The organism is Hymenobacter metallilatus (assembly GCF_003944705.1).
Classification (GTDB): domain Bacteria; phylum Bacteroidota; class Bacteroidia; order Cytophagales; family Hymenobacteraceae; genus Hymenobacter; species Hymenobacter metallilatus.
This window is the reverse complement of record NZ_RWIS01000003.1, coordinates 152,119-167,337: the sequence shown is the minus strand read 5'-3', so window position 1 is coordinate 167,337 and position 15,219 is coordinate 152,119. Positions and strand designations below refer to the sequence as shown.

Below are 15,219 nucleotides of genomic sequence, written 5' to 3'. Positions count from 1 at the left end.
AGCTATGAAAATAACACAACACGCTACCGAAAGTACTCTTACGCTGAGCCTGGATGGAGAACTGGATGCCAGTTCATCGGTCCTGCTGGATACGGAATTGAGCAAGCCGGAAATCCTGCGCAACCAGAAAGTATTAATTGACTGCCGCCAGCTCCACTATATTTCTTCGGCCGGGCTGGGTGTATTCATCTCGCACCTGCAAAGCTTCCAGGATGCCGGCGTGAAGCTGGTGTTCTTCAACATGCAGGAGAAGGTGCATAACGTGTTTGAAATTCTGGGCTTGGATTCACTGATGACAATTGTACCGTCGGAAGCTGAAGCCGAAGCCATCTGATAGCCCCGCACGCGGAAACCCGAAGAATGAAACACGCAATCCGAATTAGCTGCACACGCCGCAACCTGAAGGTGGTGCGCGACTTCGTGAGCGACTTTTTAACTAGTCACGCCCTTTCCAGCTTGGTCATTAACCAGATTGTGCTGGCCGTGGATGAGGTAGTGGCCAACCTGATTATTCACGGCAACGGGGAGGATGAGTCGCAGTTTCTGGATGTACGGGTACAGTTGCAAAACCACGAGTTTGGTATCGAAATAGAAGACCACAACCTCACCTCGTATTCGCCTTCCAGCTACCAGGAGCCCGATTTGCAGGAGTATGTGCGCATCGGGAAGAAAGGCGGGGTAGGCATGATGCTGGTCAACCGTATCATGGACCGGGTGGAGTTTACCACGCACAGCACCCACAACTTGTGCCGCCTGTATAAGAAGCTGGCTTGAAGCCACGTTATAGCTGAGGCCCACGTCAAAAGCACTCCGCTCGCGGGGTGCTTTTTTTGCGGGGCCGCATCCAACACCTTTCCCTTCCGGCACCCGGAAAAAAATCCGTAAAATTGCGACAGGCAGCTTTCTGTATGAGGAGCTTTTCCTGGTTGGTTGCCCTGCTTCGTCCGATTCCTACCCTACTGTATGCATACACGCTTTTTGCTTGTCGGCACCGCCGCGGCTGCTTTTTTGGCCGGGTGCCAAACCACTAAACCCACTACCAAAGCGGTGGTACCCGCCGTTGAAACCCTGGGCACCACCGAAGTACCGGCGTCGGAGTTTGCGTATGTGTACCGCAAAAACAACAGTACCGCCCCAGAATACGGCACCAAAGCCAGCGTACAGGAGTACCTGGACCTCTACACCAACTTTAAGCTGAAGGTGCTGGAAGCCGAGCAGCGCGGCCTTGATACTACCCAGGCCTTCAAGCGGGAGCTGGACGGCTACCGCCAGCAGCTGGCCCAGCCCTACCTCACCGAGAAAAGCGTAACCGATAAGCTGGTGCGCGAGGCCTACGACCGGATGAGCAAGGAGGTCAGCGCCTCCCACATTCTGATTCGGATTACGCCCGACGCCAGCCCCAAAGACACGCTGGCCGCTTATCAGAAAATTACGGCCCTGCGCCAGCGTGTAACCGGCGGCGAGGATTTTGCCAAAGTAGCCCGCGAAACCTCCGAAGACCCTTCGGCCGCGGAAAACGGCGGCAAGCTGGGCTACTTCACGGCCATGCAGATGGTGTACCCCTTCGAGTCAGTGGCATACAGCACGCCGGTGGGGCAGGTGTCGCAGCCGGTGCGTACGCGCTTTGGTTACCACATCATCAAGGTGAATGATGTGCGCCCGGCCCAGGGTGAAATCAAAGTGGCCCACCTCATGATCCGGACCACGCCCGGTATGCCCGCCGCCGACTCCGTGACCACCAAAAAGAAGGTGGATGAGCTCTACAGCCGCCTCACCAAGCAGGGCGCCAGCTGGGAGAAAACCGTAGCCCAGTTTTCGGAAGACGCCGGCTCGGCGGCCAACGGGGGCGAGCTGCCGCCCTTCGGTACCGGCCGCATGATTCCCAGCTTCGAGGAAGCTGCCTTCAAGCTCCGCAAGCCCGGGGATATTTCCCAGCCCATCCAGACGCCCTACGGCTGGCACATTATCCGGCTGATTGAGAAGCAGCCCGTGCCCACGTTTGAGGCCATGGAGCCTACCCTCAAAAGCAAGGTGGCTAAGGATTCCCGCTCCGAACTGAACAAGGCCGCCTTCCTCAAGCGCGTGCGCACCGAGAACAGCTTTACCGAAAACCAGGCCGCCAAGGACTACATGTTCAGCCGCGTGGATACGGCCCTGGTGAGCGGCCGGTACGCCTATTCGGCGCCCACCGTGCCCGTAAAAGCCAAGCAGCTGCCCACCGACAACACAACGCTGTTCAGCATTGGCGGCAAGTCCTACCTGGTGAAGGACTTCCTTACCTACGCCCAGCAAAATCAGCGCCCCCGCCCCGGCTCGGAGCCACGTTTTGTGGCCCAGCAGCTCTACGACCAGTACGTGGAGCAAAGCCTCACCGAATTCGAGAAGGCCAACCTGGAAAATAAGTACGAGGACTACCGTATGCTGGTGAAGGAGTACCGGGACGGTATTCTGCTATTCCAGCTGATGGACGAGAAAGTATGGAGTAAGGCCATTGAGGACACCGTGGGTTTGCAGCAGTTCTTTACTGAAAACCAGGCCAAATACCAGTGGGAGCCCCGGGTGCAGGCCACCGTTATCAGCGCCGCCTCGCCGGAGCTACTTGCTAAGGCTCAGCAGCAGTTGAAAGCCGGCCGGTTTGTAGTGCGGCAGGGCTTGCCCGCTGCGGCCACCTTCCGCCCTGGCACCGCCGAGCTGCTGAAAGCCAACTGGGCCCCGCTCGACTTCCTGGCCAGCCGCCTAGCCGCCGACCCGGCGCTGGCCCTCACCGTAACCGGCCAGACCAAGCGCGGCGAAAAACCGGCCGTTGCGGCCAGCCGGGCCGCCAGCGTGGTGAAGTACCTCACCGCCAAAGGTGTCCCTGCCGACCGGATTAAAATCACTACGGCCAGTAAGCCGGCCCCCGAAGGCACGGCCCTGCTTACCGTGACGACCACCAACCCCACGGCCCTGGAGGAAAGCCTGAACGCTCAGAATCCGCTGGCCGTGCAGGTGCAGCAGCGCAATTTCCAGAAGGGCGACAACAAGGCCGTGGACCAGTTCCTGAGCAATGCCCCCGGCACCTACACCACCCAGCAGGATGGCCGCTACTACGCCGTGCAGGTGGAAAAGCAGCTACCCGCCGGCCCCAAAACCCTGGCCGAAGCCCGCGGCCAAGCCACCAGTGACTACCAGAACTACCTGGAAAAACAGTGGATAGGACAGCTGCGCGAGAAGTACCCGGTAAAAATCAACCAGCCTGAGGTTGATAAGCTGGTAACGAAGTAGGTAGTTGGATAAAGGATGAAGGATAAAGGACGAAGGGCCGGCATCCTGCACCCTGTGAAGGACCTTCTCACGCTGGAATGAGCCGTTGATATGATGGTCGTTCAGGTGAAGCAAGGTCCTTTATCCATTATCCTTCATCCTTTATCTAACTACCTCCTCCCCCTCCTGCAACCCTTTCTCACAAAATCTACTCTCTCCGGCAGCAAGCCGGCACAATTCAAGGGCGCAGCCGCGTTTTTGCCAGAGAAAGGATTTATGATGAAATTTACGGGCAGCTTTTGGCGTTTTGCCGGCTGTCTGGCTTCCGCAACTCCCGTTGCACCCGGAAGCATTACGGAACATTCCATGATTCAAGTATTGCGAGTATCGGTCCGGAAGGCACTGCTGAGTGCTCTGCTGCTGGCCGCTTCGGTTTCGGCCAGCTACGCCCAGCTGGGTATTGGCCGCCCGGTAGGGCAAAAAGTGGTGGATGGCATCATTGCCAAGGTAGACAACCAGATTGTGCTCCGCTCCGACTTGGAAACCATTTATGCCCAGGAGGTAGCCCGCGCCGAAGGCAAAATGCTGGCACCCGATATTAAATGCCGCATTCTGCAGAGCCTGGCCCTCAACAAGCTGCTGCTGGCCAAGGCCGAAACTGACTCGGTGGTGGTGGAAGACGCGCAGGTAAAAAGTGAGCTGGACCGCCGCATGGCCTATTTCGTGCAGCAGATTGGTTCCGAGAAGAAGCTGGAGGAGTACTACAACAAGCCCCTGAAACAGCTGAAAGAGGAGCTGCGGGTGCAGGTGAAGGAGCAGCTGATTCAGCAGAAGATGCAGGACCAGATTGCCGGCAAAGTATCCGTGACGCCCCGGGAGGTGAAGCAGTACTTCAACCGCATTCCGAAGGACAGCCTACCCTACTACTCCACCGAGGTGGAAATTGGGGAGATTGTGAAGGTGGCCAAGACCAACAACAAGGCCAAGCAGGCGGCGCAGGCCAAGCTCAACGACCTGCGGGCCCGTATTGTGGCCGGCGAGGACTTTGCCACCCTGGCTAAACAGTTTTCTCAGGATCCCGGCTCGGCGGTGCAGGGCGGGTACCTGGGCTTTTTCAAGCGTCGGGAGCTGGTGCCGGAGTACGAAGCCGCGGCGCTGCGCCTGGAGCCCGGCGGCCTGTCGCCCATCGTAGAGTCGCAGTTCGGCTTTCACCTGATTCAGCTCATTGAGCGCAAGGGCGACTCCTACAGCACCCGTCACATCCTCATCAAGCCCGAAACCGGCAGCACCGACACCAACGACGCGGCCCTGGAGCTGGCCAAGCTGCGCCGCCGCATCCTGGCCGACAGCATCTCATTTGCCAAAGCTGCCAAGGACAATTCCGACGATAAAACCAGCGGGGGCAACGGCGGGATGCTGCAAAACCGCCGCGACGCCAGCACCTACCTGCCCCTCGACCAGCTGGACCCCGCCATTTTCTTTACCATCGATACGATGAAGGTGGGCAGCATCACCCCGCCCCTTCCCTACCGTACCGAAGACGGCAAGGACGCCGTGCGGATTCTTTATCTGAAATCGAACTCCGCACCTCACCAGGCCAACATTCAGGACGATTACCAGAAAATTGCTGCCGCGGCCCTCAACGAGAAGAAAAACAAAGCCCTTGACGCCTGGTTTGCCCAGAACCGCGGCACCGTGTACCTGGAAGTCGACCCCGAATATTCCGGCTGCCAGCTGCTGAATGCCGTTAATTAGTTGTTAGTTGCTGGTTGTCAGTTGTCAGTCATTTCCTGCCTGCTAACAATAAGCATCTGACAACCAACAACTAACAACGTAAAACGATTCTATGCCTTTTTCCTCCGATAAAGAAGCCGCCGACGCGCTGGCCCGCTCCTACCAGAAACTCCGCCAGGAAATCGGTAAGGTGATTATCGGGCAGGAGGAAGTAGTGGAGCTGGTGCTGACGGCCGTGTTTTCGCAGGGGCACTGCCTGTTAGTGGGCGTGCCCGGGCTGGCCAAAACCCTGCTCATCCAAACCATTGCCGACTCGCTGGACCTTTCCTTCAACCGGGTGCAGTTCACGCCCGACCTGATGCCGTCCGACATCGTGGGCTCGGAAACGCTTAACCAGCAGCGCGACTTTCACTTCGTGCCGGGTCCCATCTTCGCCAACATCGTGCTGGCCGACGAAATTAACCGGACGCCGCCCAAAACCCAGGCCGCTCTGCTGGAAAGTATGCAGGAATATGCCGTGACGGTGGCCGGCAAGCGGTACCCCTTGCAGCGTCCGTTCTTTGTGCTGGCCACCCAGAACCCTATCGAGCAGGAGGGTACCTACCCCCTGCCCGAGGCTCAGCTGGACCGCTTCATGTTCAACATCGAGCTGGGCTACCCCAGCTATGAGGCTGAGCTGCAAATCGTGAAGAATACTACTTCCGACACCAAGCCCACCGTGAACAAAGTATTGCACGCCGACGAGATTGAGGCGTTCCAGCACTTAGTCCGCCGCGTACCCGTGGCCGACAACGTAGTGGAATACGCCGTGAGTCTGGTGCATAAAACCCGGCCTAATACCGGCCGCGCAGCCGCCCGCGCCACGCAGCTACTGGAGTGGGGCGCCGGCCCCCGGGCTTCCCAGCATCTCATTGTGGGGGCCAAGTGCCACGCCCTCATCCACGGCAAATACTCGCCCGATATTGAAGATGTGAAAGCCGTAGCCCTGCCCATTTTGCGCCACCGCCTCGTGCGCAACTTCAAGGCGGAAGCCGAAGGCGTAACAGTAGACCAAATTGTAAAAGAACTCCTTTGAATCAATTAAAAATTAAAAATGATGAATTAAAAATGAGCCGTTAGAGCCCACAAGCGCACAGTTCATTTGTATCCATTTTTAATTTTTAATTCATAATTTTTAATTCAAAAATGGAAGCAGCCGGTTACTACCAGCAATTTGAGCGCAACCTGGAAATTATTATCAGCGGCCTGGAGGCGGGGCTGGATGTACGCGCCACTGCCCTGAACACTTCCTTGCCGCTGGAGGTGTACGTGCTGAGTGAAGTGCTCAACCAAGGTGGCGGCCAGTTCCGCCTCACCACCGACACGCCCCTGGAGCGGCTGCGCGAATTTTATGCCCAGTTCCGCCAGAATGAAGCCGGCAACGAGGCGCTGCTACAGCGTATTCTGGACGACAAGAAAGCCATGATGCGTACCCCGGAGGGCCGCGTGCTCACCAAGGAAATGCTCATCCGCCGTTTGGAATACTTTAACGAAGCCGCCCGGCAGGTAAATGTGATGCGTAACCAGCAGGCCTTGGGCAGCCCGCCCCAGTCCCGCTCCGGTATTGGCGCAGAGCTGCAAAAATAGACCACTGATTCGACGGATGTTGTGGGACGATGGTGGCACCTGCTGTAGCTTCTGCCCTGCGCCATCCGCCAACACTACAATAAAAAAGGCTTGCCTACTGGCAAGCCTTTTTTATATGTCGTTTATCAGTAGAACGGTTCATGGCAGAGGCTACAGCGGGTGCCACCATCGTCCACAACATCCGTCGAATCCGAGATTCAGTTCATGGAGGCCAGAGCCTCTTCGCGCACTTTGGTGTTGCCTTCCTTGCTGTGCTGGAGGTTGAGCTGGCCGGCGGGCTGCTGCTTGAGGTGGGCGGGTACCTCCTCCCCGGCGGCACTTTTGGAGATGGTGACGCCTCCATCCACGAAATACGTGGCCCCGGTTACGTAGCTGGCTTCGTCGGAGGCCAGGAACAGGTACACGTTGGCCACCTCCTCGGGCGTGCCCCGGCGGCCCAGGGGTACGCCGGCTACCGTATTTTTCTCCATTTTCTGATTCATGGGGCCGGTTTCCTTGTGCGTCCAGGCCGTGTCGATGGGGCCGGGACCTACGCAGTTCACGCGCACCCCGTGCTTGGCCTGCTCCACGGCCAGGCCCTTGCTGAAGGTCATTACCCAGGCCTTAGTACCGCCGTAGGGCGTAATCATGGGGGAGCCCATGTGGCCCGCTTCCGAGCCAGCCGACACAATGTTGCCCTTGGTTTTTTGCAGCTCGGGCAGGGCCGCCCGGCTCATCATAAACACCGAGTAAATGTTGTTCTTAATCATATACTCGAAGGCCTCCACCGGATATTTGTCCAGCTCCGCCGTGGCCGGAAACACGCCGGCGTTGTTGATGAGGATATCGAGTTTGCCAAACTCTTTCACGGTGGCTTTCACGCAGGCCGCGGCCACCGCCTCCTCGGCAATGTCGCCGAGGTAGCCAATGGCCCGGCCGCCCTCGGCCAGAATTTCATCCACTACCTCCCGCACCGGGTCCGATTCCAGCCCTACCACCACCACGGCGGCTCCTTCCCGGGCAAAACGCTTGCTGATGGCTTCCCCGATACCGGAACCGCCACCCGTTACAATGGCTACTTTATTGGCGAGTCTTGCTGACATGATACAGAATGTAAAGTGAAAGAATAATGCTGGCTCCCGAAGAGTTGAAACCCGCTCCAGGCAGCCAACAGCCTTTCTCCTGAACGATTTGCACCTAGCGGAGTTTCCACTGTCGAGCTTGTGATGATGGCAAAATGGCTCCCCTTGAGGCTTTTCGCGTAGTATGCCCTGGTTCTTTCCCGAAATCATGTACGCTGCTCCGCCCTTTCCTGCTCCACCGGCCACCCCGCTGCACACGGCGCGGCTCGTGCTCCGCCCCTACCTGCCATCCGATGCCGACGAGTTCTTTCGCCTGATTCAGGAAAACCGCGCCCGGCTGCGGCCCGCGTTTCCGGCCCGGGAAGCAGCCACGCCGACTACTACCGCAGCCGGGCAGGTACTCACCCAGTTCCGCCACGACTGGGCCGCGGGCCGGCTGTACGTGCTGGGCATCTGGCAGCAGCAAACCCAGCGCTACCTCGGCGACATCAGCCTGAAACCCAATTGGGCCCCTCCCGTCACCGCCGAAATTGGGTACTACCTGGCCGCAGAGGCCGAAGGGCACGGGTACGCCCGCGAGGCCCTGGCTGCTGTGGTCGGGTTCGGGTTTGAGGCCTTGCACGCGGGGCGGCTACTTATCCGGTGCCGGACCAGCAACCCGCGTAGCTGCGCCGTGGCGGAGGCTGCCGGCTTTCAGCCATTGCCGCCGCGGCCGCGGCCCTGGCCACTCAATACTTTCCACACCTCCGATATTCTGTATTATTCGCTGCGCCGGCCTGACTAGAGACAACCCACCGTTACTTATCCTGCACCGTGCCCAGCAGGAAGCTCTGGCTGAAATTCAGGTAGAGGGCGAAGGAGAAGTCGAACAGGCCGTTGTTCAAGTCATACAGCGGCTCGAAACGGGTCGTCAGGACCACGTTGCCGGGCAGCTTGTAGTCCTTGATGGCCCGCAGAATCAGTAGTTGCCGCTGCTTCTCGGTGTAGCCCGGGTCGGCCACCGACACCGATACCGACTGGTACAGCCGTCCGCCCAGGGGCGAAATGTAGCCGCTTCCCTGCCAGTAGGCCAGCTGCAAATTGGAAAGCCGCGTATCGAGCCCCGCGTTCAGATAGAGCCCGGTCCCGCGTTTGTAGGGCAGCTCGTAGGTGAAGGAATAATCGTGAAAATAGGTCACGTAGCCATCGAAGTGAGCGGCCTGCACGAAGCGCGCGGCCAGGGCGCGCCGCACCCGCAGGCCGGTAGCCAGGTTGAACAGGGTTTGCAGGGGCCGGTCCACGGTGTCCAGCTGCCCGCCCCGGTGCGTAGCCGTAAACTGAAACGGCAGCTTCAGCAGCCAGCTTGCCGAGTCGCCGAGCAGGCGGCGCTCTAGGCTGAGGCCCCCGGCTACCTCCTCCTGGTAGTTGCTGTACCGGTACTGCTGCCGCCGCCAGTTCACCCAGGCATCCAGAAACGTGTTGGTGGTCAGGTACTGGTATTGAGTGCCTTCTTCCTGCCGGTCGGTTAGCACCCGCTCGAAGTCGTACATCGGCTCGATGTAGCCGTGCTGCAAGCTGCCCTCCAGGTTGCCGAACAGTAGCCGGTGCGGGCCGTTGGCGTACTTCAGTGTGAACAGGGGCCGCACCTGCCGGAAGCCGCGCGTGCCGTAGTCGCGCTGCAAAAAAATGCCCGCCTCCAGCCGCAGGTTGCTGGCTGGGAAATACACCAGCCGTGGTGCCAGCTGTGCCCCAAAATACGTGAGGCCGGGGTCAATCTTGTTGAAATACTCGTTATCCTTATTGAACAGCAGGCCCTGCACATCCAACCGGATCTGCCGCTCGTAGCCCGGCCCCAGGGGCAAACGGTTGTAAAAAGCCCGGTTATCCAGTTGGGCCCAGGCGGTAGCCGAGCCGCTCAGCCACGCTACCAACGTCAGTATCAGGACGGTAGCAGCACGGCTTTTTTCTAAAAATTTTAGCACGGAAAAAATCTGCTAAATCCGACGAATTTTTTTAGCATTGCGGGCACAAAATATAGTCCGGCGGCGTTACCATGAGCCTACCCCCTCTGGCTTGCCAGGCGGGTTGCGCGGGGCCCGCAAAAGGCCTACATTCACCAAACCTACGCATTTCCAATCCAACCCCTCTCTATAATGGCTGCAACCACTGAAAAGGCTGAGAAAGCAGAAAAAACTGCCTCTAACCCGCAGGCTGAAAAACTGAAAGCCCTTCAGCTTACCCTCGACAAGCTGGACAAGAGCTACGGTAAAGGCACCGTCATGAAGCTCAGCGACAATAAGGTGATGGACGTGGAAGTCATCAGCACCGGTTCGTTGGGCCTGGATATTGCCCTCGGTGTTGGTGGTTTGCCCAAAGGCCGCGTAGTGGAAATCTACGGCCCGGAATCGTCGGGTAAAACCACCCTGACCATGCATGCCATTGCCGAAGCCCAGAAGAAGGGCGGCATTGCGGCCTTCATCGACGCCGAGCACGCCTTCGATCCGCTGTACGCCAAGAAGCTCGGCATTGACACCGAAAACCTGCTCATTGCCCAGCCCGACAACGGTGAGCAAGCCCTGGAAATTGCCGACCAGCTGATTTCTTCCGGTGCCATCGACATCATCGTAATTGACTCCGTGGCGGCCCTGGTGCCGAAAGGCGAGCTGGAAGGCGACATGGGCGACTCGAAAGTGGGCCTGCACGCCCGCCTCATGAGCCAGGCCCTGCGCAAGCTCACGGGTACCATCAACAAAACCAACTGCCTCTGCATCTTCATCAACCAGCTGCGCGAGAAGATTGGCGTGATGTTCGGCTCGCCCGAAACCACTACCGGTGGTAACGCCCTGAAATTCTACGCTTCTGTGCGCCTCGATATCCGCCGCATCGGTCAGATTAAGGAGGACAAGGACAACGTAACCGGCAACCGCACCAAGGTGAAGGTGGTAAAAAACAAAGTTGCGCCGCCCTTCAAGGTGATTGAGTTCGACATCATTTACAACGAAGGCATTTCGAAAGTAGGTGAGATTCTGGACCTGGGCGTGGATATGGGCATCATTGCCAAATCGGGCTCCTGGTTCAGCTACGAAGGCAACCGCCTGGGCCAGGGTCGGGAGGGCGTGAAAACCGTACTCCAGGACAACCCCGAGCTGGCCGATAAAATCGAAGCCCAGATCCGGGCCAAGGTGAAAGGTGACCCGGAAGAAGCCCTGGCGGCCATTCCGGAGGACCGCTCCATGGACGACGACGAAACAGTTGACCTGTAAGACCGTTCCCGCTTACGCTTCCCGCAAGAGCACAAAAGCCCCCACCATACTGCATGGTGGGGGCTTTTGTGCTCTTGCAAATGACAGTCGGGCCTGCGCGTTGCCGAATCTGACTTCTCACTGTGAGTCGCAACTTGGCTTTGCTGGTTTAAAACCGCTGCTCCTCCGTAGTCGTATCGTCTGGGAAGGTAGCCGTGAGGTTAGTGGGCAGCGTGGTGGCGGAGTATATGCCCCACTGCCCCGCATTTTTTGCCCTGCCGGAATCCGAGTATCTTTGCTGGCACCGCATTTGAGTAGGTACCGGCTACACTCCAATTTGCCGTTTATACATGAACCGCCGCTGGCTTCTGTTTTCTGTATTCACCCTGCCCTTGGCAGTTGCTCTATCTGCGTTTAGTCCGGCCTCCGAAGCTACTCGTACTATTCCCAACACCAGCTTTGAGCGGGGTGAGGTACTGCAATACAAGGTGCATTATGGCCTGATTAACGCGGCCGAAGCTACCATTGAGCTGGATGAGGATGTACACCGCATAAACGAGCGGCCCTGCTATAAGGCCACCGTAACGGGCCGTACTACGGGCTCCTTCGATTTTTTCCTGCGCATCCGGGATACCTGGCGCTCCTACATCGACACAACCAGCATTCTGCCCCAGCGCTTCTTCCGCAACATTGAGGAGAACAACTACCGGAAGCGCGAAACTGTGGATTTCGACCATGTCCGGGACGTAGCCGATGTGGAAAGCCATAAGAAAAACAAGAACGACGTGAAGAAGGGCACCTTTAAAGTGCCCAACAACGTGCAGGACCTGGTAAGTGGCTTTTATTATCTGCGCACCCTTAATTACGACCAGCGCAAAGTGGGCGAGGTAATAAAGGTGCAGGGCTTCTTTGACGAGGACGTGTTTACGATGGACGTCGTATATAGGGGCCGTGAGGTAGTGGAAACCAAGGCCGGCACCATTCGCACCATTCGTCTGGTACCTAAAATGCCCAGCAACAAACTGTTTAAAGGGGAAAACGCCATTTCGGTGTACCTCTCCGACGACCGAAACAAAGTTCCGGTGCTGATTCAGGCAGAAATGTTCGTGGGCTCCGTTAAAGTGGACATGTACAAGTATAAGGGCCTTCGAAACCGGCTGAATCTGGTGGCCCAAAAATGATGCAGTGTGAAGCGGCTCCCGTTGGGGGCCGCTTTTCTTTTTTCCTTGCCGCGCCTTTCTCCTGCCAAGCACCCGATGATGCCACCTACACTAGCCACCCGCCGCCGTCCGGTTGTGCTACCGCGCCGGCCGATAGCGCCCCTGCTACCGGCCAGTCCGCCGCCCGTTGCCGATTTTGTGTGGCCTATTCCGAGCCCGGCACCGCGCAAGGCCGCAAGCCGGCTGCGGCCAGTTGGTAACGAAACCATAACACGCCGCCCGCGTCGGGCGGCGGTACTTTTGTCCTCGCGCATTCTGTTTTACCCTAAACCTCCCCGTGCCGTGCAACCAACCGCCAACCCCAATGCCTACAAAATTCTGGTAGTGGACGACGACCCCGATATCGTGGAGCTGCTGGAGTACAACCTGCGCAAAGAAGGCTACGAGGTAGCCAGCGCCCCCGATGGCCGCAAGGCCCTGGAGGTAGCCCCGCAGTTTGGCCCCGATATTATTCTGCTGGATGTGATGATGCCTAACCTGGATGGTATTGCGGCCTGCCGCCAGCTCCGGGAGCAGCCTAAGTTTAAGGATACCTATATCATCTTCCTGACGGCCCGGGCCGAGGAATTTTCGGAAGTGGCCGCCTTCGATGCCGGCGCCGACGACTTCATTGCCAAGCCCATCAAGCCCCGGGCCCTGCTCAGCCGCCTGGCCGCCTTCGTGCGCCGCGACAAAGACCCCCAGCAGGCGACAGATGCCATTGAAATCAACGGCCTTAAAATCGACCGGACTGGCTTTGCCGTGTACCAGGACGGCCGCAAAATCTCCCTGCCCAAGAAGGAGTTTGAGCTGCTGGCGTTCCTGGCCGCTTCGCCCCACAAAGTGTTCGGCCGCGACGAGCTGCTCCAGAACATCTGGGGCAACGACGTATTTGTGCTGGCCCGCACCGTGGACGTGCACGTGCGCAAAGTGCGCGAAAAAGTAGGCGACCACCACATCCAGACCATCAAAGGCGTCGGCTACAAGTTCAATACGGATAACTGAGATTGAACAGTAAGGCAGAACGTCATGCTGAGCTTGCCGAAGCATCTCTACCGAGGGTAATTTATTAGTTACTCCCGGTAGAGATGCTTCGGCAAGCTCAGCATGACGTTCTTTTGTTTTCTTCTTTCAAACATGAGATTCACCATTTCCTCCCGGACCATTGCCATTATCCTGTCGCTGCTGGTGGCGGCCGTGCTGACGACGCTGGCGTGGCTGGGACCCACCATGCCGTTTCAGCAGGGAGTACTGGCGGCGGGCATTACGGTGGCGGCTTGTTTTCTGCTCCTGTACCTGATGTTTGAGGCCCTGATCTTTCGGGAAATCAACAACATCTACGAGGGCCTGGAAAATATCAAGCGCAAGGAGTTCCGGCGCATGTCGAACAAGTTTCTGTTCCGGCCCGAGCCCCTTAAGCGCATGCGCGACGAAATCCTGGATATGGCCCAGCGCAAGCAGCAGGAAATTGATGAGCTCAAGCGCCTGCAGGCCCTGCGCCGGGAGTTTCTGGCCGACGTATCACACGAGCTGAAAACACCCATTTTTGCCGCCCAGGGTTTCGTGCACACAATTCTGGACGATGATGAGGTGGACGAGTTTACCCGCAAGAAGTTCCTCCAAAAAGCCGCCACCAGCCTCGATGCGCTGGATGCTTTGGTGCAGGACCTGGTAACCATTTCCCAACTCGAAAAAGGCGTGGTGCGCATGCGTCGGCAGCGCTTCGACCTGGGCCAGCTGGTACAGGATATCTTTGAGCAGCTGGAGCTGAAAGCGGCCCGCCGCCACGTTACCCTGGAGCTGCTGCCTTTGCCGGCCGCTACGCCCAGCCTGGTACTAGCCGACCGCAACCGCATCCGGCAGGTACTCATCAACCTGATTGATAACGCCATCAAGTACGGCCGCGAAAATGGCCATGTGCGCGTATCCTTTGCCGAAACGGGCAAAAGCCTCCGGGTGCGGGTGCAGGACGACGGGGAAGGCATCCCGAAACAGCATCAGAACCGCATTTTCGAGCGGTTTTACCGCATCGACAAAAGCCGCACCCGCGAGTCACGCGAGGCCGGGGGCTCCGGGCTGGGCCTGGCTATCAGCAAGCACATTGTAGAGGCCCACAAGTCCACCATTCGGGTACGCAGCGAGCTGGGCCAGGGCACTACACTGGAATTCAAGCTGCCTAAGCCGAAGAAGGTTGTGGGAGATGAGCCGGTAAAGGAATGAGGTAGTCGGTAGTCGATAGTCGGTAGTGAGTAGTAGGACCCGTCATCATTTCTCTAGCGCCTGCCTGCGAAGAATAACAGGCTAAGCATGACAGGTCCCACTACCTACTACCCAATACCTACTACCCACTACTCACTACCCAATACCTGTTACCTTTGCGGCTCTCTATGAAGCTGCCCAATTTCGACGACCTGATTCTGTTTGAGGACGAAGATTTCGTCATCATCAATAAGCCTCCCTTCCTGGCCACCCTCGACGAGCGGTTTGGCGGGGCCCCCAACATTCTGCGCCTGGCCCGCGAGAAGTACGAGGACGTGCAGGCCTGCCACCGCCTCGACAAGGAAACCAGCGGGGCCCTGGCCCTGGCCAAAAATCCGGCCGCCTACCGCCATCTGGCCATGCAGTTTGAGGACCGGCAGGTGAAAAAGGTGTACCACGCCGTGGCCTGGGGCGTGCATCAGTACGACGGCCTGCGCGTAGACCGGAGCATCGAAACCACCACCAAAGGCAAAGCCCGCCTGGCCTACAAAGGCAAGCCGGCCGTTACGCTGGTACGTACCCTGGAGGCCTACGCCCGTCATACCCTGCTCGAGTGCCAGCCCATTACCGGCCGTATGCACCAGATCCGGCTGCACCTGGCGTATCTGCAGGCTCCCATCGTGGGCGACGGGATGTACGGCGGCGACGATTTTTACCTGTCTTCGCTGAAGAAGAAGTTCAACATGAAGCAAGGCGAAGAGGAGCAGCCCTTTATCAAGCGGTTTGCCTTGCACGCCCGCCAGCTCACCTTCACCAAGCTGAATGGCGAGCCGGTAACCATTGAGGCTCCCTACCCTAAAGATTTTCGGGTGCTGGTGGAAACGCTGGAGCAGTATTCGTAGCTTACTCTACACCACTCACAAAAAAGTGGCCCCT

Annotated in this window: 14 protein-coding genes; 12 read left to right on the top strand and 2 right to left on the bottom strand. The window is 58.1% G+C overall.

Features of this window, described 5'->3' with window-relative positions:
* Positions 1-4: 4 nt before the first annotated feature.
* The 6 genes from EI290_RS06260 to EI290_RS06235 all read left to right on the top strand — a co-directional run bounded on the left by EI290_RS06260 (position 5) and on the right by EI290_RS06235 (position 6,603).
* On the top strand, positions 5-334 hold the full coding sequence (locus EI290_RS06260; RefSeq protein WP_125427824.1) for an STAS domain-containing protein: 330 nt from the start codon (positions 5-7) through the stop codon (positions 332-334).
* A 26-nt stretch (positions 335-360) separates the two neighbouring features.
* A complete protein-coding gene (locus EI290_RS06255; protein ID WP_125427822.1) occupies positions 361-774 on the top strand; it encodes an ATP-binding protein in 414 nt (137 codons plus the stop codon).
* 189 nt (positions 775-963) lie between these two features.
* Complete coding sequence (locus tag EI290_RS06250; RefSeq protein WP_125427820.1) at positions 964-3,264, top strand: peptidylprolyl isomerase; 2,301 nt, start codon at positions 964-966, stop codon at positions 3,262-3,264.
* A 345-nt stretch (positions 3,265-3,609) separates the two neighbouring features.
* Positions 3,610-4,998 (top strand): peptidylprolyl isomerase, encoded by a 1,389-nt coding sequence (locus EI290_RS06245; RefSeq protein WP_125427818.1) that lies wholly within the window; start codon positions 3,610-3,612, stop codon positions 4,996-4,998.
* 91 nt (positions 4,999-5,089) lie between these two features.
* Positions 5,090-6,052 (top strand): AAA family ATPase, encoded by a 963-nt coding sequence (locus tag EI290_RS06240; protein ID WP_125427816.1) that lies wholly within the window; start codon positions 5,090-5,092, stop codon positions 6,050-6,052.
* Positions 6,053-6,162: 110 nt separating this feature from the next.
* Entirely contained in the window at positions 6,163-6,603 is a 441-nt protein-coding gene (locus EI290_RS06235) for a hypothetical protein (RefSeq protein ID WP_125427814.1), read from the top strand.
* Between the two features lie 197 nt (positions 6,604-6,800).
* On the opposite strand, the gene EI290_RS06230 is transcribed toward EI290_RS06235, so the two are convergent.
* Entirely contained in the window at positions 6,801-7,685 is an 885-nt protein-coding gene (locus tag EI290_RS06230; protein WP_125427812.1) for an SDR family NAD(P)-dependent oxidoreductase, read from the bottom strand.
* 163 nt (positions 7,686-7,848) lie between these two features.
* Here EI290_RS06230 and EI290_RS06225 point away from each other — a divergent pair, with 163 nt between their 5' ends.
* Positions 7,849-8,448 (top strand): GNAT family N-acetyltransferase, encoded by a 600-nt coding sequence (locus EI290_RS06225; protein ID WP_125427810.1) that lies wholly within the window; start codon positions 7,849-7,851, stop codon positions 8,446-8,448.
* 13 nt (positions 8,449-8,461) lie between these two features.
* On the opposite strand, the gene EI290_RS06220 is transcribed toward EI290_RS06225, so the two are convergent.
* Positions 8,462-9,625: a hypothetical protein gene (locus EI290_RS06220; protein WP_125427808.1), complete on the bottom strand. Its 1,164-nt coding sequence runs from the start codon at positions 9,623-9,625 to the stop codon at positions 8,462-8,464.
* 171 nt (positions 9,626-9,796) lie between these two features.
* Here EI290_RS06220 and recA point away from each other — a divergent pair, with 171 nt between their 5' ends.
* The 5 genes from recA (at position 9,797) to EI290_RS06195 (ending at position 15,185) form a co-directional block, all read left to right on the top strand.
* Positions 9,797-10,906, top strand: a complete 1,110-nt coding sequence (gene recA, locus EI290_RS06215) for a recombinase RecA (RefSeq protein WP_125427806.1) — start codon at positions 9,797-9,799, stop codon at positions 10,904-10,906.
* A gap of 329 nt (positions 10,907-11,235) precedes the next feature.
* Positions 11,236-12,066, top strand: coding sequence for a DUF3108 domain-containing protein (locus tag EI290_RS06210; protein WP_125427804.1), 831 nt, complete (start codon positions 11,236-11,238; stop codon positions 12,064-12,066).
* A 321-nt stretch (positions 12,067-12,387) separates the two neighbouring features.
* On the top strand, positions 12,388-13,089 hold the full coding sequence (locus EI290_RS06205; protein ID WP_246008871.1) for a response regulator transcription factor: 702 nt from the start codon (positions 12,388-12,390) through the stop codon (positions 13,087-13,089).
* A gap of 132 nt (positions 13,090-13,221) precedes the next feature.
* Positions 13,222-14,304, top strand: a complete 1,083-nt coding sequence (locus tag EI290_RS06200) for a sensor histidine kinase (protein ID WP_125427802.1) — start codon at positions 13,222-13,224, stop codon at positions 14,302-14,304.
* A gap of 167 nt (positions 14,305-14,471) precedes the next feature.
* Positions 14,472-15,185, top strand: a complete 714-nt coding sequence (locus EI290_RS06195; RefSeq protein WP_125427800.1) for an RluA family pseudouridine synthase — start codon at positions 14,472-14,474, stop codon at positions 15,183-15,185.
* Positions 15,186-15,219: the final 34 nt, after the last annotated feature.

Bases quoted from the DNA above. Each gene is read 5' to 3' on its own strand.
- EI290_RS06260 (WP_125427824.1), top strand. From the start codon at position 5: ATGAAAATAACACAACACGCTACCGAAAGTACTCTTACGCTGAGCCTG.
- EI290_RS06255 (WP_125427822.1), top strand. From the start codon at position 361: ATGAAACACGCAATCCGAATTAGCTGCACACGCCGCAACCTGAAGGTG.
- EI290_RS06250 (WP_125427820.1), top strand. From the start codon at position 964: ATGCATACACGCTTTTTGCTTGTCGGCACCGCCGCGGCTGCTTTTTTG.
- EI290_RS06245 (WP_125427818.1), top strand. From the start codon at position 3,610: ATGATTCAAGTATTGCGAGTATCGGTCCGGAAGGCACTGCTGAGTGCT.
- EI290_RS06240 (WP_125427816.1), top strand. From the start codon at position 5,090: ATGCCTTTTTCCTCCGATAAAGAAGCCGCCGACGCGCTGGCCCGCTCC.
- EI290_RS06235 (WP_125427814.1), top strand. From the start codon at position 6,163: ATGGAAGCAGCCGGTTACTACCAGCAATTTGAGCGCAACCTGGAAATT.
- EI290_RS06230 (WP_125427812.1), bottom strand. From the start codon at position 7,685: ATGTCAGCAAGACTCGCCAATAAAGTAGCCATTGTAACGGGTGGCGGT.
- EI290_RS06225 (WP_125427810.1), top strand. From the start codon at position 7,849: ATGCCCTGGTTCTTTCCCGAAATCATGTACGCTGCTCCGCCCTTTCCT.
- recA (WP_125427806.1), top strand. From the start codon at position 9,797: ATGGCTGCAACCACTGAAAAGGCTGAGAAAGCAGAAAAAACTGCCTCT.
- EI290_RS06210 (WP_125427804.1), top strand. From the start codon at position 11,236: ATGAACCGCCGCTGGCTTCTGTTTTCTGTATTCACCCTGCCCTTGGCA.
- EI290_RS06200 (WP_125427802.1), top strand. From the start codon at position 13,222: ATGAGATTCACCATTTCCTCCCGGACCATTGCCATTATCCTGTCGCTG.
- EI290_RS06195 (WP_125427800.1), top strand. From the start codon at position 14,472: ATGAAGCTGCCCAATTTCGACGACCTGATTCTGTTTGAGGACGAAGAT.